General features: G+C 66.3%; 17 protein-coding genes. 4 read left to right on the top strand and 13 right to left on the bottom strand.

The features are described from left to right. Positions 1-170: 170 nt before the first annotated feature. A complete protein-coding gene (locus ACH438_RS40305) occupies positions 171-914 on the top strand; it encodes a hypothetical protein (RefSeq protein WP_397015400.1) in 744 nt (247 codons plus the stop codon). Between the two features lie 73 nt (positions 915-987). Here ACH438_RS40305 and ACH438_RS40300 read toward each other — a convergent pair whose 3' ends face one another. After that, positions 988-1,527, bottom strand: a complete 540-nt coding sequence (locus ACH438_RS40300) for an SRPBCC domain-containing protein (RefSeq protein ID WP_397015398.1) — start codon at positions 1,525-1,527, stop codon at positions 988-990. Then, positions 1,524-1,835: an ArsR/SmtB family transcription factor gene (locus tag ACH438_RS40295; RefSeq protein WP_397015396.1), complete on the bottom strand. Its 312-nt coding sequence runs from the start codon at positions 1,833-1,835 to the stop codon at positions 1,524-1,526. Before ACH438_RS40295 ends, ACH438_RS40300 begins: the two co-directional genes overlap by 4 nt. A gap of 74 nt (positions 1,836-1,909) precedes the next feature. Between ACH438_RS40295 and ACH438_RS40290 the strand changes: the two genes are divergently transcribed. Together ACH438_RS40290 and ACH438_RS40285 are read left to right on the top strand one after the other, a co-directional pair. Then, positions 1,910-2,254, top strand: coding sequence for a hypothetical protein (locus ACH438_RS40290; protein WP_397015394.1), 345 nt, complete (start codon positions 1,910-1,912; stop codon positions 2,252-2,254). Continuing rightward, a complete protein-coding gene (locus tag ACH438_RS40285) occupies positions 2,251-3,627 on the top strand; it encodes an MFS transporter (protein WP_397015392.1) in 1,377 nt (458 codons plus the stop codon). The genes ACH438_RS40290 and ACH438_RS40285 overlap by 4 nt, the downstream gene beginning before the upstream one ends. Here the strand turns inward: ACH438_RS40285 and ACH438_RS40280 are convergent. The 9 genes from ACH438_RS40280 to ACH438_RS40240 all read right to left on the bottom strand — a co-directional run bounded on the left by ACH438_RS40280 (position 3,602) and on the right by ACH438_RS40240 (position 12,848). Continuing rightward, entirely contained in the window at positions 3,602-5,497 is a 1,896-nt protein-coding gene (locus tag ACH438_RS40280; RefSeq protein ID WP_397015390.1) for a CocE/NonD family hydrolase, read from the bottom strand. The two genes, ACH438_RS40285 and ACH438_RS40280, sit on opposite strands and share 26 nt — an antisense overlap. 92 nt (positions 5,498-5,589) lie before the next feature. After that, positions 5,590-5,835 carry a hypothetical protein gene (locus tag ACH438_RS40275; RefSeq protein ID WP_397015388.1) on the bottom strand — a complete coding sequence of 82 codons (246 nt, stop codon included), beginning with the start codon at positions 5,833-5,835 and terminating at the stop codon, positions 5,590-5,592. A 99-nt stretch (positions 5,836-5,934) separates the two neighbouring features. Next, complete coding sequence (locus tag ACH438_RS40270; protein WP_397015386.1) at positions 5,935-6,948, bottom strand: GlxA family transcriptional regulator; 1,014 nt, start codon at positions 6,946-6,948, stop codon at positions 5,935-5,937. 7 nt (positions 6,949-6,955) lie between these two features. After that, positions 6,956-7,807, bottom strand: coding sequence for an alpha/beta fold hydrolase (locus tag ACH438_RS40265; protein WP_397015384.1), 852 nt, complete (start codon positions 7,805-7,807; stop codon positions 6,956-6,958). Positions 7,808-7,965: 158 nt separating this feature from the next. Next, complete coding sequence (locus ACH438_RS40260; RefSeq protein WP_397015381.1) at positions 7,966-8,868, bottom strand: hypothetical protein; 903 nt, start codon at positions 8,866-8,868, stop codon at positions 7,966-7,968. Continuing rightward, positions 8,865-10,718, bottom strand: coding sequence for a hypothetical protein (locus tag ACH438_RS40255; RefSeq protein WP_397015379.1), 1,854 nt, complete (start codon positions 10,716-10,718; stop codon positions 8,865-8,867). Before ACH438_RS40255 ends, ACH438_RS40260 begins: the two co-directional genes overlap by 4 nt. A 5-nt stretch (positions 10,719-10,723) precedes the next feature. Next, entirely contained in the window at positions 10,724-11,041 is a 318-nt protein-coding gene (locus ACH438_RS40250; protein ID WP_397015377.1) for a type VII secretion target, read from the bottom strand. A 189-nt stretch (positions 11,042-11,230) separates the two neighbouring features. Beyond that, positions 11,231-12,433 carry a lipid-transfer protein gene (locus ACH438_RS40245; protein WP_397015374.1) on the bottom strand — a complete coding sequence of 401 codons (1,203 nt, stop codon included), beginning with the start codon at positions 12,431-12,433 and terminating at the stop codon, positions 11,231-11,233. Beyond that, entirely contained in the window at positions 12,426-12,848 is a 423-nt protein-coding gene (locus ACH438_RS40240) for a Zn-ribbon domain-containing OB-fold protein (RefSeq protein WP_397015591.1), read from the bottom strand. The genes ACH438_RS40245 and ACH438_RS40240 overlap by 8 nt, the downstream gene beginning before the upstream one ends. A gap of 154 nt (positions 12,849-13,002) precedes the next feature. On the opposite strand from ACH438_RS40240, the gene ACH438_RS40235 reads away from it, so the two are divergent. Further along, positions 13,003-13,749: a hypothetical protein gene (locus tag ACH438_RS40235; RefSeq protein WP_397015372.1), complete on the top strand. Its 747-nt coding sequence runs from the start codon at positions 13,003-13,005 to the stop codon at positions 13,747-13,749. Here ACH438_RS40235 and ACH438_RS40230 read toward each other — a convergent pair. Beyond that, positions 13,743-14,660, bottom strand: coding sequence for an MBL fold metallo-hydrolase (locus ACH438_RS40230; protein WP_397015370.1), 918 nt, complete (start codon positions 14,658-14,660; stop codon positions 13,743-13,745). The two genes, ACH438_RS40235 and ACH438_RS40230, sit on opposite strands and share 7 nt — an antisense overlap. 32 nt (positions 14,661-14,692) lie before the next feature. Further along, complete coding sequence (locus ACH438_RS40225; protein ID WP_397015368.1) at positions 14,693-15,934, bottom strand: MFS transporter; 1,242 nt, start codon at positions 15,932-15,934, stop codon at positions 14,693-14,695. Positions 15,935-15,962: the final 28 nt, after the last annotated feature.

Raw genomic sequence — 15,962 nt, 5'->3', positions numbered from 1 at the left:
CGAGCGCTGTCGGCAACGCCCTCGCAAAGCGGGGATTCCGAGCGAATAGCAAAGCCGCTGTGGCGTATGCCCCGCATCTGTGGTGCCTGCGCGCGCCGACGCCTGCGCTCAGCGCCGGGCAATTTCGCATTCCCCCTTGTGATTCCGAAGTATCCGAAGAAAGATCCCTGATGAAGTTCCGCAATATCGCCGCGACCGCCACCATCGCCGTCGCCGCACTGTCGATCACCGCCGTCACCGCGAACACCGCCTCGGCCGATACCGGCAACAGCACGGTAACCGCCGACGTTGCGCCCGGCATCCACTACAAGGCGAACGTCGTCGACCACTCCGTCGTGCTCGCCACCGACGCCGGCTCCATGGCCGTCAAGGACGGTCAGTTCCAGATCGCCGACAACACCGGCGCCACCGTCGCGACCTTCCCGCTGAGCTACCAGCGCGACGGCAAGACCTACCCGATCGCCGCCACCATCGACGGCGACACCGCCACCCTCACCCCGAACACCGATCCGGCCGCCGGTCAGCCGCTGGCCCCGGATGCGCCCACCATCAAGGACATCGACGCCACCGCCAACCCCAACCTCAACCAGGCGCTGAGCAATCTGTCCAGCGTGGCCACCGTCGCCGTGGCCGTGGGCACCCTGGTCGGCACCGTGATCGGCGCGGCCATCGGCTGTATCGCGGGCGGTGCCATCCTCGGCGCCGGCGCCACCGTCGCCACCATCGGCACCCTGACCGTGCCGGGCGCTATCGGTGGCTGCCTGGTCACCGGCGCTGCCGCGGCCGCCATCGGCGTTGTCGCGGGCACCATCTTCATCGGCGGACCGATCATCGTCGCAGGCCTGTTCCAGTTCGCCGGCGATCTCCTGACCCCGCCGGCCCCGGCTGCCCCGGCCGCAGCACCGGCCAACTGATCGAACCGAACACCGAGTAAGCCGAACACACTGTGGCGGTGGCCTTTCGAGGCCACCGCCATGTCGGCGTCGCTCAGTCCTTCCGCGCCGGACGACTGACCGGCAATGAACGTCCCGTCTCCAGCAGGGTTTTCAGGTCGCTCAGCATGAACGGGTAACCGCCGCCGAAGCCTTCGGACTCCAGATCGCCGGAGCCGATGATCGAAATGAGCGGCGCGCCCGCCACCTCGTGCACGACGGTCAGCGCGCAGGTGCCGTCCCCGCGATCGCGAATCTCGTATCGCAGCGAGGTTTCCGGCTCTCCGGCCAGATTCGGGTCGCCGACGAAACGGATGCGCGCACCCAGCAGCACCGGCGGGTCGTAATCGGTGACCGTCCCGGTGATGAGCACCTCGAACTCGCTGCCGACCGGCTTCGGCCCGGCGGGCGCATACACCGTGAAGGCCCCGCCCACCTCCGGTTCGATCACGCTGCGTCCGCCGAATCCGTAGCGCACCGTCCATTCCGGATCGGTGATGGCCTCCCAGATCCGGGTGGGATGGGCGGCGATAATGACGCGGTGGATCTGTGTCGTCTCGCGGCGGGCGCGGGCGAGGATGTCGTCGAGACTCACGATTCCAGGTCCTTCTTCAACTCGGTCAGGGCGCTGATCCGCTGTTCGGTGAACTTGTCGATCCACCGGTCGTGGATCAGCCGGATGGGCACGGGATTGAGATAGTGCAATTTCTTGCGCCCGCTGCGGACCGCCACCACCAGGCCGGCCTCCTCGAGCTGGCGCAGATGCTTGCTCACGCTGAATCGGGTCATGTCCAGATCGGATTCGAGCTCGGTCAGGGTCTGCCCGTCGCGGGCGAACAGCGCGTCCAGCAGATGCCGCCGGGTGCGATCGGCCAGCGCCTTGAACACCGCGTCTTCCTCCACACCCCCACTCTATACGAGACCCAGAGGTCACATATCCATTGACATGTGACCTTTTGGTCACCTATCTTCGGGTCATGAAGCGATACATAGTCCTCTACCGCGCACCCCTCTCCGTCGCCGAACGATTCGCCCGGGCCACGCCCGAAGAAGCCGCGAAAGGCCTGCAACTGTGGGCGGATTGGAGCGACCGCATCGGCGCCGGACTCGTGGATGCCGGCGGCCCCCTCGGCAACGCCCGCCGCGTCACGCCCACCACCATCGACCCCACCGACAGCGGCATCATCGGCATGTCCATCCTGCAAGCCGAAACCATGGACGACGCCCTCGCCATGGTCCAGGACCACCATCACCTGCACTGGGCCGACGACTGCGAGATCACCGTCCTCGAAGAACAACCCATTCCCGAACTGCAGCAATGACATCCGCGACCTCGGTCGCACCCGCCACCCAACGCTGGGTGCTCGTCCTCGCCGCGCTGGCGTCGATCATGACCGCCCTCGACACCCTGGTCGTCGCCACCGCGCTGCCCACCATCCACCGCGACCTGCACGCCGGGGTGACCACCCTGGAATGGACGGTCAACGCCTACAACCTGAGCTTCGCCACCCTGCTCATGACGGCCGCGGCACTCGGCGACCGATTCGGGCGGACGCGGATGTTCGCGGTAGGGCTGGGGATCTTCGTGTTCGCCTCCGGCGCGTGCGGGCTGGACCGGTCCGCCGAGACGTTGATCGTGGCCCGCGCGATCCAAGGCGCCGGTGCGGCAATGATTCTCAGCCTGGCGGTGGCCATTGTCGCCGCGGCGTTTCCCGCCGGACGCCGTGGCGGCGCAATGGGTTCGGTGCAGGGGGCGACCGGACTGGCCACCGCCTGCGGACCGCTCGTCGGTGGCGCCATCACTCAGGGACTTACCTGGGAATGGATCTTCTGGATCAACGTGCCGATCGGATTGATCGCAATACCATTGTCCCTCAGCAGAATTCCGGAAACGTATGGGCCTGACACGAAGCTCGATCTGCCGGGACCGGCGTTGATCACCGGCGGCTCGTTCGGCATCGTCTGGGCTCTGGTGCGCGGCAATCCCATCGGCTGGACCAGCCCCGAAGTCCTGCTCAGTGCGGCAGCCGGTCTGGCGCTGTGCTTCGCCTTCGCCCGCTGGGAAGCCCGCACTCCCCACCCCATGCTGCCGATCCGGCTCTTCACCGCGCGCGGCTTCACCATCGGCAATACCGCGATCTTCCTGACCTTCGCGGCCCTGTTCACCGCAGTGTTCTTCTACCCCCAACTGCTCCAGGCGGCGCTGCATTACACGCCATTGGAAACCGGCATCCGGCTACTGCCGTGGACGCTCGCTCTGCTCTTCTGCGCTCCACTCGCCGGCACTCTTGCCGACCGGCTCGGCGAACGACCCATCATCGTCACCGGTCTCGCCCTCATGGCCGTCGGAATGTTCTGGACAGCCGCTACCGCCCGGCCCGGAATCTCCTACGCACCCTTGATATTTCCGCTGATCGTCGCGGGCATCGGCACCGCCATGACCGTCCCCGCGGCCCAAACCGCCGCGGTCAATGCCGTCACACCGGCGGCGATGGGTAAAGCCGCGGGCGCCAACAGCACCATGCGAGAGCTCGGCGGCGTCTTCGGCATCGCCCTGACGGTCGCGGTCTTCACCGCGGCGAACCCCCGGAACACCACGGCCGACTTCCTCCCGGGCTTCCACGATGCCATCACTACCGCGGCCGCCCTCGCCCTTCTCGGCGCGTTGATCAGCCTTCCGCTCCCGCGAAGGTGAGGTAGCTCGGGTGCTCCGGATCGAGAACGATGGTCTGCCCGTTGATCTTTCGGCTCAGGTGTGGTGGCAGCCAGTGGCGCGGGAAGCTTCCCGACGCAACCGTGACCCGCAGCCGGTGGCCCGCCCGGAGCACCGCCTCGGTGGGGTTGATCTCGATATCGATGTCGAACGGCTCGCCCGGTGTCACCGGCAGGACCGACTCGGCGCGCAGCGTATGCAGCGGGAAGACCAGTTCACCATCGAGATAGGTACTGCCCTTCTCCTCGACGGCGCGCAGCGAGGACAGCAACGCCCCGCGCGTGAGCGTCGCCGACGCCCCATCGGGTTCGACATCGGTGACGGTGACAGACCAAAATGCCTCCGTGCCACCGGCTTCCACCCACAGGCGCAGGTTCATCGGACCCGACAGGATCAGGTCGGCTGCCAGGGGCGCGGTGGTGAAGGTGACCGCGGTGGCCTCCGCGAGACGGTCATCGGAACCGAACCGCCTGCCCAGCACCGTGGTCACGCCCATGCTCATGAGCGCGGCATTGTTGGATGCCGCGCGACGGCGTCCCGTCGGCACCGGTAGCCGCATGCCCTCGCCGGGAGCCGTATCACTCAGTGCGGCATCGAGAGCCGAGTGCGCCGCCGAACCGCTGGGGTCGCCCGTCAGGTACAGCCGCCGCACAGTGGCAGCCGGGTCGGGGAATTCCGGGCGCGCGACCCAGCCTCCGCCGCCCTGGCGGCGCACGGTGACCGGGCCATAATCGTCGATTCCGTTGTCGATTCCCTTGAGCCACTTGTCGAACCACGCGCACTGCAACTCATCCAGTGCGGGCGGATTATCCGGCTCGCCGAAGCCTGCGCCGATGCTGAGGTGATAGCCGTCGTCGACCAGCACTTGCTTCTTACCGCCCGACAGTCCGAGGCGATCGAACATGCGGAAGTTGGAGCGGTTGTACACGTCGTGCCACGCCCCGAGGATCCAGGTCGGCGCGGCGATGTCCTCGAACTTCGGAAGACGTTCGGCCCATTGATCATTGAGGAAGCGGTCGGGATGCCCCTCCGTCGCGGCGATGCGCGCCGCCTTCCCCAGCCCGCTGACCGGGTCCCCGAGCCGATCGCGCAGGTACGCCCCCAGCAGTCCGTTCCGGATCAGCCCGCGCGGCGAAGGCACGAACTTCCCCGCATTGACGACCGCCATCCACACCGCCATTCCCGGCGTGGGCACCCCGCCGGTGAGCCCGAGCTCGCGAACCGGGTCCTCCCCGGCGACAATGGCGAACACCGCGTCCAGCCCCGCGGGCCGCTCCCCCGCAACAACGAGCGCGGCGATGGCCCCGTACGAAATCCCGGTCACGGCGATATGCCCGTCGCACCAAGGCTGCTCCCGCACCCAGTCGATCACCTCGACATAGTCCCGATGCTCTCGCGGACTGAAGAAATCCCAAGCGCCAGTGGAGGATCCGGTCCCTCGCACATCCACCACCAGATCGGCGTACCCGCGCTCCACCAGCGTCCGATTGGTCGCGAACACATCGACCGCGCCACTCGCGGGTGTATGCAGCAGATCCCGTCCGACGAACCGCCGCCGATCCGACCCCCGCACCGCCCGCCCGATCCACCGTGCGATCCGAGCCATCCGCCCGATATACCGATTCCCCAACCGGTTGTAGGGCGTGAAGTTCACGACCACCGGAAACGCCCCTGCCGCCGGTTCGGCCCGCCGGAAGGCAGGCCGCGTCAGATCCGCGCACAGCACGACCCCGTCGGACATCGGAATCCCGACGGTCGCGTCCAGATGCACCACCGGATACTGCGCCGGCCCGATATCGAACCGCGCCCCCACCGAAACCACCCCGGCCCCAGCCCTACTCGGCGTGCTCATGGCGTCTCCTCTCACCCGATCCGGCCATTGCGACCACGGTAACGCCGGACCGGAACGGGCGTGAGCAGACCCGGGAAATTGTCCCAGACAGATTATTGCGCGGACAGAGTGCTCAGCACACCGTTCGCATACCCACTACCGAAGGCCGCGCCGAGCCCCGCGAGCGGCACCCCGATATTCACCGACCCGGTCCCCACCGCATTCCCCAGCGCCTCCGCCGACCCGGCCGACACGTCGACATCCGAGGGGGTGAGCGGAATCCCCTGCGCCCCAGCCGTTCCCGCGGCCCCACCGAGCAGGGCGCACGCAGCAACGCCGACGAGAATGATCCGTTTCATGAAGCTGTTCCTCTATCTCGAGCCATATCAGGCGCAGCACTCTCCCGCTCCGCCGCCCAGAGCATATGGAACATCCCCGATTCAGATGATCGTTTCGCCCTATCGGCTCGATTTCACGGGAAGCCGGTTGTCCGGATCGGTCACAACACCAGGCGCGAAGTGCTGGCGGTAACGCTCCGGGGTGGTGGCGAGGCGGCGAGTGAAGACGCGGTGGAGGGTTTCACCGTGCCGGTAGCCGACCGCTCGGGCTATGGCGGTGATGGTCAATTCCGTCGATTCGAGAAGGCGGCGGGCGGCCTCCATGCGGAGATCCTCGACGAAAGCAGCCGGGGTGGTGCCGGTTTCGAGACGGAAGGCACGGGCGAAATGGCGTTCGCTCATGCCGGCGCGGGCCGCCAGGGCCGAGACCGCCAGGTCATCGGTGAGGTGATCGGGCAGCCATTGCTGGACCGCGCGGATCGCGGGAGTGCGGGCCGGTTGCGCGCGCATCTGCGCGCTGAACTGGGCTTGCCCGCCCGCACGGCGGGTGTAGACGACGAATGCCCGGGCGATCTCCTGGGCCAGCTCGCGGCCGTGATCATCCTCGACCAGGGCCAAGCCGAGATCGATGCCCGCGGACACGCCCGCGGAAGTCCAGCGATTGCGGTCGTGAACGTAGATACGGTCCGGCTCGACCGTGACGCGAGGATAGGTGCGGGCCAGCAGATCCGTTGTGCCCCAATGAGTGGTCGCCCGATATCCGTCGAGCAGCCCTGCCGCGGCGAGCAGCAGGGCGCCCGAACACACCGAGGTCACCCGGCGGGACTTGCGGGCCAGCGCGGGCAATTCGCGGACCACTTCCGCCGACACCGGCCCATTGATCCAGCCGCCGACCACCAGCAGCGTGTCGATCTCCTCGGGCGAGGCGGCCAGTTCCTGCAGCGAATGCTCGACGGAGAGGGTCAGCCCGCCGTCCGCCTTGATCGGCCGGCCCTGCGGGGACGCCGTCACCAGCCGATAGAGCGGCTTCTCGGTCACCGCGTTGACGAACCCGAAAACATCCATGGGCCCGGCCAATTCGACCAACTGCATGCCCTCGTAGACAACGAAGACGATGGTGCGCGGAGCGGGCATGCCACCATCATCGCACCGCATACTCGTCCAGGAACGGAACAACCACTGCCGCAATACGATCCGCGAACTGCGCATGCGGATAATGCCCGCCGTTCTCGACCATCACCACCCGCCCCGCTCCCGCCGGCATAGCGGCCACGATCGCCTTCGCCTCGACCTCCGGATCCGCCCAATCCGGATCCGCCGTCCCCATGATCACCAGCGCGGGACAACGCACATCCGCCAGCCGAGCCTCCGCATCCGCCGGCGTCGTCACCCCCGTCTTCATGAACTCCGCCCACCGCTCCGGCCGCCGCAACACCCGCTCGAGCTCCGCCATGTACTGGTCGTAATCAGCAGGCTTCGTCGGATAAGCGACGTCCAAATACCGCCGCCACCAGGCCAGCGACTTCAACCCAGAAGTGAGACCGAGCCGAATCCCACCCCGCCGATACCGCCGATTCGTGAACAACGCCCCCACATGCACAGTCTGAGTGAGCGTGAACGGCTCGACCTCCACAATCGCCGACACCAGTTCCGGCGCCTCCGCCGCAGCAATAGTCGCCGCCCCACCCGACAACGAATGCCCCACAATCACCGCCGGCCCCCCGAAGTGCCGCACCACCCCCAGCAAATCCCCCGCCACATCAGCCCGACTGATGGCCTCCTTCCCGGTAACCGAAGGCCACCCCCCACTCGACTCCCCATGCCCCCGCATATCCACATTCACCACCCGATACCCCGCCCGCACCAACGGCCCCACCAAATGCCGAAAATCCTGCCGCAACGTCCCCATCCCATGCGACAAAACCACCAACGCCCCCTCCCCCACCACATCACAAGCCAACCGCCCACCCTCCAACACCACGAACTCGGTCATCATCATTCCTTCCAGCGAATCCTCCAGCCGCCCTCGCGACCTGCAGAAATTCAACGCCGGAATCCCGAAACCACCGACACCGAAGGCCGAACCAATCAGTCCCCCGACCGTTTTCGTCAGCCTCTGACCCGCCCGCCACTCATCCCCGTCGAACCCGATCAGCCGAGCAGATCCCCCCGCCGAACCCGATCGACAACGCCATCCGAAACCAGTTCGTGCCGAGCCTCGGGATGCCGCCCGTAGAAGTCGACCAAATACAGCAACAACGCAGGGTCCACACCGAAAACCGCTGCAGGCAACTCCATCTGCGGCCGCACCTGCAGCCGCCGCCACCGCCGGCCCCTCCCGTCACCGATATCGATCCGCACCGCCGCCTCGGACACCGGCACGATCCGAACCACCGCCACCTCATTGACCACAAGCGGCGAGGCACCCGCTATGTCCTCCCAGGCAACCGATTTCGTGATCGCACCCGCCACCCGCACCACCCCGACCGTGCCGAGCTCCACATAGTTGGCCCGCCGCCCACCGACGGTCAGCATCACCAGAAAACCGAGCACCCCGATCGCCGCGAGAGCCACCACCAGCTGCACGACGTCGAGCGCAATTCGTCCCGTTCGACCGTCGTAATCAAAGGCGAACAAATGCCCGGCAACCAAAACCACCCGAACAACCAGAAACGCAATCCCCGCCACGAACCAAGCCGCCAAGATCAGCCGCCGATACCGCCCGAGCGACAACCGCAGCCCCGAACCACCCCCTCCGAAATCCCGCGGCAACTGCGGCCGGCGAACCCGCAACTGCGGCAACGCCATCGCCACGAAAGTAGCCGCCGCCAATGCCGCAACCACCCCATAAAGAACCCGTACCCCATTCCCCGACCGCACAGCATCGACCGTGAAGGGAACAAAAACCAGAAACACCACACCGAAGAAGACAACCGCGGCAACCATCACAGGCCGCGGCCGCGCCCTTCCCCACGCATCGGGCCACGGCAACAGTGGAGCCACGGCGACCGCTCCGGCATCGGACAACCCAGATCCCTTCTCTCCCAAAGTCATTTGAAAGGCTGCTCACCGGCGTAGCCCCCGGCCGAACCACCGAGAAACCCGCCGACCGCAGCGCCACCGACAGCACACAACACCGGCACGATCGGCACCTCCGCGAACGGCGAACACGCCACCGCTCCGATCTTCGCACCCATCCACGCGCCCGCCATTCCACCTGCCGAGCTACCTATCGCATTGCCGATCGCTTCCCCCATCGGCTTGTCGTGGTGCGCCCAATCATCCCAGTTGACGTAGGAATTGATGCCGATTGTCGCCGGCCAGCCCAGCCATTTACCGCCCGCTTTCAAAGCATCGGCGGCGGCGTATCCGTTCACCGCATCGGTGGAGGCATCGAGTGCTTGAACAGCGGCACGCCCCGCGCCGGGAGTACCGTTGTCGAGCATCGTATTCGCGAGAATCTGTTTCGCCGCCGATTCACCGGCCGCTGCCGCGGCTCGACCCGCCATCGTCTGACCAGCTCGGTTAGCGGCCTCACCACCCGCACTCGCGGCCCCGCCCAGCCCGGTCTCGATCGGATGCTGATCGACCGTGCCCTGCGTCGAGGAAACGAGACCGTCCCAGTGACCACCGGTGAATGCTTTGACGTTGTCCCACATGGACTGATGCGGCACGCCCTGCGCCGCACGACCCGGATCGTACGAGAGCATCGAACCGTCCTCGAACTTGGTGACCACCCGGCCGTCCGGCAATTGAGCCGTCTGCGCAGTGCGACCATCCGGATATGTGGTCTTGATCGTTCCGTCGGCCTGCAACTCCGAATGCATACGCGCCGAGTTCGAGGTACCCACCAACTGCCGCTGACCGTCCGGCCCGATGAGATAGCGCTCGTTGGCGACAAAACCGTCCGGACGCTGCCAGGACCGGTCGAGAACACCGTCCTTCCCGACCATATCGGTGATCACGCCACCGTCGGCCGCACGATAGGACTCCGACATCTTGGCCCCGAGCGTCCCGTCACCGTTCACCGCGAAAGTGGCGTTATGCCCGTCTGCCTGCGGCACGGTTTGCAAGCGTTGCGTCTTGCCGTCCGGTCCCGTTACCGCGACGTCGACTATCCCTGAACCGTCTCCCCGGGGAGTCATCACCGTGGTGGTTGCCGGTCCGCCATTCGTGCTGGATGTAGTCGTCGTCGATCCGTCCGGTCCGTGCGTCGCCTGCGCGACGGTGACCGTACCGTCCGGATTCGGGGTGATCGTCTTCTTCGAACCATCCGGTTCGTCAACCGTGACCGGAACACCGTTGTTCAGCTTCAACATCATGGACAGCGGATCCAACGAGTCAGGTACCTGGTTGGCCCCGCCCATACCGCCCGTCAACAACCCGATCAGCGGATTGTTCAGCTTCGTGACCGGAGCCAGCTTCTCGATCTCACCGACGGCCGTGGCGATCTTCGCCGACCAGGCGTCGTCACTCTCGCCCAGTGACCGGGCGATGCTCTGTAGCCGGGCGGTGTCGTTCTTCGCATCCTCCCGGCGTTGTTCGTCACCCAGGCTGTCATGAACGGTGAAATCCTGATCGACGGTGAATCGATCGTTTTCCAGCGCACGAATGCTCGACTGCAAATCACTGATTCCCGGCTGCATGGCGGCGTATGCGCCGGAACAAGCATCAGCCAGGTTGGAATAGGCAGTGGCGACGGTCCGGATCTGCTGCTTCTCGTTGTCGGCACGACCGAGTGCCGCCTTGGCAGCCGCTCCGGACCAGTCCAGATCATGGATGGTGCGGTTCATCGTGTCCGCCAACGTGTCGAACGAGGTCATGATGCCCTCGGCGGCGGTGGCGACATCGGCCAGCGACTGCGGATTCCAGGCCACCACCTGGTCGCGGGTCGGCGTTCCCACGGTATCTAGATCTGTCCGGAATTCAGATCACCGATCGCCCATAGTCGATCGGCAGCCTGCACGTCGGAATCATGGAAAGTCTTCGCCGCGGTGGACAGGGCGTTCGAGAATTGCTGGAACCGGCCGGCCAAGACCCGCTTGGCCATGCTGCTCGCCGGATCGGCACCACCGAGCGCGGCCGCAATGGCCGACCCTTTCATACCGTCCACACCTCGGCTCGCATTCAACTGCGGCGTCGATTTCACCTCGTTGACGGTGTCGCCCAGCTTCCCGATGGAATTCGCAGCGTCGGTCAACGACGCCGGAGTGACTTTGAATCCCATAGCTTCCTCCCAGCAATCGACCTGACCATATCAGGGCGACCGGGACAGCCTCACACCCTCGCTATTCACTCAGCGCCTGCGCGACGAGCTCCAGGGTTGGAGGCTACGCAAATCACCGGTTATCGGCGATTACGCAACGAAACCCGGGCATTGCCCGGGTTTCGGAAGGGAGCTGGGTAGCTCCAGGAGTCAGCGAGTGGCGATTATGGCTGAGCCGTGGCCGAAGAGGCCTTGGTTCACCGCTATACCTGCGCGGGGGTTTTCCACCTGGCGGCCGTCGGCTCGGCCGCGGAGTTGCCAGGTGAGTTCGCAGATTTGGGCAATGGCTTGGGCGGGGATGGCTTCGCCGAAGCAGGCCAGGCCGCCGCTGGGGTTTACGGGGATGCGGCCGCCCAATGTTGTTGCGCCGCTGCGCAATAGGTGTTCGGCGGTGCCCGGTTCACAGAGGCCGATGTCCTCGTACCAGTCCAGTTCCAGAGCGGTGGAGAGGTCGTAGACTTCGGCGAAGGAGAGGTCTTCGGGGCCCAGGCCCGCCTCCTCGTAGGCGGCGTAGGCGATGGCGGAGCGGAAGGCGCGGGAGGGGGGTTCTACCGCTACCGCGGAATCCGTTGCGAAATCAGGGAGATCCAGGACGGTTTTGGGGAAGGTGGGGGTGACTGTGGACAACGCGCTGATGCGGACCGGGTCGGTGATGCCGTGGCGGCGGGCGTAGTCCATCGAGGTGAGAACCAGGGCGGCGCCGCCATCGCTGGTGGCGCAGATATCGAGCAGGCGCAGCGGGTCCGCGACTACGGCGGAGGCGGCGATCTCCTCGACGGAGACCTCTTTGCGGTAGCGGGCGTAGGGGTTGTTCAGGCCGTGGCGGGCGTTCTTCACCTTGACCGCAGCGAAATCGTCGAGCGTGGCGCCGTGCAATGCCATTCGGCGGCGGGCATAGAGCGCGAAGTAGATGGGGTTGGTGGCGCCGAGCAGATGGAAGCGCAACCAGTCCGGATCGTCGCGGCGTTCACCGCCGACGGGCTGGAAGAAACCCTTCGGGGCGGCATCCGCGCCGACCACCAGCGCCACATCGGTCAGGCCGGCCAGGATCTGCGCACGTGCGTTGGCAATGGCCTGGGCACCGGACGCGCAGGCGGCGTAGCTGCTGGAGATCCGCGCACCCGACCAGCCCAGCGCCTGAGCGAAAGTCGCACCCGAGACGAACCCGGGATAGCCGTTGCGGATGGTGTCCGCGCCGGCGATGTAGCCGACATCGAGGTGGTTCACGCCGGCGTCCGCCAGCGCGGCACGCGCGGCGACCAGCCCGTATTCGACGAAATTCCGCCCCCACTTACCCCATTGGTGCATGCCCGCACCGAGGACGGCGATGTCGCGATCATTCGTGTCAGTCATTGACCGGCCTCCACATCCACACCGTGTGCTCCGCCTCGTCGTCCTCGTACAGGGTGCCCACGGTCAGCTCGACCGGCATGCCGACGGCCAGGTCATCCACGGTCAGCCCGCGCACGACCTGCCCGAGAATCACCATCTGTTCGACCTCGAGCTCCACCGCCGCAACGACATACGGCTCGAACGGATCGGCCGACACATAGGGCGCGGGCGGCTTGTACCGGGCATCCGCATACGACCAGATCCGGCCACGCGTCGAGAACAGGTACTCGTCGAGCTCGGAGCCGTCGTGCGGACCCGTGCACTGCGGATTGCGACAGGCCAGTGAGTTCCGCGGGAAATACGGTGTGCCACACGCACTGCAGCGGCTGCCCACGAGACGCACCACACCGTCGTCCGCAGTGAACCAGCCTGCCACGGCGGGGCGTTGTTCTTTCTGCACCACCCGACCATATAGGAACACGTTCTACTTTTGGGCCGGAATCCCCTCCACCGCCCACCGCCCGGCGGTACGGTGAACCGAATCGAGGATGCGCCGCCACCCTCCAGCCGACCTGGAGCACCACACCACGATGGGCACCAAAGCCATTGACCCGCAGTCGATCCGCAACGTCACCCTCATCGGCAACCCCGGCGAGACGACGCGTCTGACACCCGCCATCCAGCGGGCAACCAGCCGTATCGACCACACGATCCGCATCGCCGAACTATCCAGCGGCGCACCCACCGCGACACTGGAACGCGCCATCCGCGTCGCCGACGGCGTGATCATCCTCGGAAACACCACCAGCCAGCACGCCGCCCGCCTCGAAACAATCCTCCGCACCGCCGACGACCACCAGGTCGCCCGCCTCTGCCTCATCACCGAAACAGCCCACCTCACCGCCGATTTCACCCGCTGCCTGCACACCATCACCGAGACCCGCGGTGCTGTCGCCCTGCCACTGCAGATTCCGATCGGTACGGGCACCGAATTCGAAGGGGTCATCGACCTGCTCTCGATGTGGGCGCTGGAACCAGCGGTCATCGAGTTCTACGGGCGCCATTGGAAAGTCGCCGAACACCACTACCGCGAGCTCGTCCGGACGGTGATGGAACAAGACCCCTCGGCATCAGCGGCGTTCCGCAACCTGCGCGAGATCCCCCTCGAACGACTTCACCACCACATCCGCCGGCTCACCCGAGTGGGGGACGTCGTTCCGGTCCTGTGCACTCCCGCACTCGACAGCGAGGACATCGGCCCACTCCTCAACGCCGTCCTCCGATACCTCCCGTCCCCTCTCGATGTCTGCCAACCGGAACACGCTCTCGACTACTGACGATCGCCGGCGTGAACCACACCGAACCGGTACGCGTCACCCTCGGCGATCACGAATCCGGCTGTGGGCACAGGGAAGTGAGTGCCCAGCACCAGAGTCCCGGTGTCGGCGAGGGAAGCGAGCAGCGCGCGACGAGAGGCCTCGGACTGCCGCGGATCGATGTCGACGCAGGAACCGATCGACGGGTGGGCGAACTGAACGGGATGGTGGATGCAGTCGCCGGTGATCAACGCCGACTTCCCCTGGCTGGTCACCTGGACCGCGATATGGCCGGGGGTGTGACCGGGCACGGGGATCAGACGCAGGCCGGGGACGATCTCGACACCGTCGGCGGGGACATCGACGAGATCGAGTAGACCCGCCTGCTCGACCGGGGTCACGGAGTCGCGGAACATCTGCTGACGCGCCTCGTCCATGTCATACGCGCTCCAGAACTCCCGCTCGGTCCGAGAGGTGAGGTAGCGGGCATTGGGGAAGGTAGGGGTCCATTTACCGTTCAGTTCCCGCGTGTTCCAGCCGACATGGTCGGTGTGCAGGTGGGTGAGGATGACCAGATCGACTGCGTCCGGGGAAAACCCTGCGGCAGTGAGACGTTCGAGGTAGTCGGTTTCCAGGTTGTGCCAGGCCGGATTGGCGCGTTCCTTGCCATTACCGATGCCGGTATCGACCAGGACGCGCTGCCCGCCCAGAACGAAGGCGAAGCTGTGGCTGTCGAGCTGCAACACGCCCTCATGGTCGGCGAAATCGGGAAACAGCCAGTCCTGCTGCTTGACCACATCCGCGGTGGCGGCCGGCAGCAGCCACGCGCCCGTCGCGGGCGGCAGGGGAACCTCGTCGATGCGATGGACGGTCACTTCGCCCACGGTCCAGGTGGGGATCGAAGTGGTCTTGCCGGTTAGCGAGGTGTTCATTGCCTTTGTCTCCCTTGGTTTCTCAGTGATTATCAGCGAAAGATTGCCGCACGCCGCGACACGGTGAGTACCGCCACGGCCGCCATACCCAGCACAGCGGTACCCACGGCATAGGTCTGGGATGTGGTCGACAGCCCGTAGTGCCGGATGGCCGCGCCCGCGGCGATGACGGGCAGGCTCATCGACACATAGCTGAGGACGTAATAGGCGGCCAAAGTGGCGGCGCGCTCTCGTTCCTCGAGTGACGCGAGCATCATGCGCAGCGCGCCTTGGGAAACGGCGCCGAAGGCGATCCCTGCCAGCGCAGCTCCGAGATAGACGCAGATCAGACCGAATCCGTGCAGCGCAAGCAGACTCAGTACGACAGAGGGAATCACCATGAGGCTCCCGCCGATCGCGGCATCGAGCGGCGCGGTCCGGCGAAGCGTCCATACGGTGAGCGCGGCCGCCGCGGTGACGATGAAGAAGACCATCCCGGCGAACGCCCGCGGGACAGCCGGGCCCACCAGGCGAACGAGCGCCGGTCCGAGCGACGAGTAGTAGCCGCCCAGCGCCCAGGTCGCGACGACGCCGGTGCCCGCGGCCAACAAAGCACGACGCGCCGATAACGGCACGGATATCCGAGGAATCAAGGAACGCAGCACCCCGGCACGCGGGTCGGCGGTCTCCGGGGTGAAGGCAACCGCGATCGCCGCCGCAGCGAAAAGCCCAGCCAGGAGCAGGTACACCGTGACAGTGGGGGCGGGCGCGAAGCGGACGAGAACGGTCGAGACCAGTACGCCGACAGCCATTCCCGAGACCGGGGCGATGCTGTTGGTCAGAGCGGCCCGTCCTGGGCGCCGAGGATCCTCGAGATCGAGGAGAGCCGCGCCCGCAGCGCTGGTGGCCGCACCGGTGGCCGCCCCTTGCAGGATTCGCGCGGCGATCAGCAGGCCGGCGCCGTCCGACGCGGCCAGCAGCAGCATGGCTGCCGCCTCCGAGACCAGCGCGACGACCAGAACCGGGCGCCTTCCCATGTAGTCCGACAGCCTTCCGACGGTGAGCAAGGCAGCCAGAAGTGTCAGGGAGTAGGCACTGAATACCACCGTGACAGTCAGGGCCGTCAGACCCCACTGTTCCTGGTAGAGGGGGTAAATCGGAGTCGGGACACTCGAGGCCGCCAGGAGGGCGGTCATGATCGCCGCGGCGAGACCGAAGGCGACAGCGCGCTGCGTGGTGCGGGTGCGACCGGCGTCGGGTCGGTGCGCCGTGACATCCGTCGTGGCGGTGGGCATCGAGCCTCTATTCACTAAAAGCAATCCG

Origin of the sequence: Nocardia sp. NPDC020380 (assembly GCF_044386975.1) — a bacterium.
Classification (GTDB): Bacteria; Actinomycetota; Actinomycetes; order Mycobacteriales; family Mycobacteriaceae; genus Nocardia.
This window is presented reverse-complemented; position numbering and strand designations above follow the sequence as displayed.

Coding starts and splice junctions, on each gene's coding strand:
- ACH438_RS40305 (WP_397015400.1), top strand. CDS start 171: ATGAAGTTCCGCAATATCGCCGCGACCGCCACCATCGCCGTCGCCGCA.
- ACH438_RS40250 (WP_397015377.1), bottom strand. CDS start 11,041: ATGGGATTCAAAGTCACTCCGGCGTCGTTGACCGACGCTGCGAATTCC.
- ACH438_RS40225 (WP_397015368.1), bottom strand. CDS start 15,934: ATGCCCACCGCCACGACGGATGTCACGGCGCACCGACCCGACGCCGGT.
- ACH438_RS40270 (WP_397015386.1), bottom strand. CDS start 6,948: ATGCCCGCTCCGCGCACCATCGTCTTCGTTGTCTACGAGGGCATGCAG.
- ACH438_RS40290 (WP_397015394.1), top strand. CDS start 1,910: ATGAAGCGATACATAGTCCTCTACCGCGCACCCCTCTCCGTCGCCGAA.
- ACH438_RS40230 (WP_397015370.1), bottom strand. CDS start 14,660: ATGAACACCTCGCTAACCGGCAAGACCACTTCGATCCCCACCTGGACC.
- ACH438_RS40260 (WP_397015381.1), bottom strand. CDS start 8,868: ATGACTTTGGGAGAGAAGGGATCTGGGTTGTCCGATGCCGGAGCGGTC.
- ACH438_RS40265 (WP_397015384.1), bottom strand. CDS start 7,807: ATGACCGAGTTCGTGGTGTTGGAGGGTGGGCGGTTGGCTTGTGATGTG.
- ACH438_RS40285 (WP_397015392.1), top strand. CDS start 2,251: ATGACATCCGCGACCTCGGTCGCACCCGCCACCCAACGCTGGGTGCTC.
- ACH438_RS40280 (WP_397015390.1), bottom strand. CDS start 5,497: ATGAGCACGCCGAGTAGGGCTGGGGCCGGGGTGGTTTCGGTGGGGGCG.
- ACH438_RS40245 (WP_397015374.1), bottom strand. CDS start 12,433: ATGACTGACACGAATGATCGCGACATCGCCGTCCTCGGTGCGGGCATG.
- ACH438_RS40275 (WP_397015388.1), bottom strand. CDS start 5,835: ATGAAACGGATCATTCTCGTCGGCGTTGCTGCGTGCGCCCTGCTCGGT.
- ACH438_RS40235 (WP_397015372.1), top strand. CDS start 13,003: ATGGGCACCAAAGCCATTGACCCGCAGTCGATCCGCAACGTCACCCTC.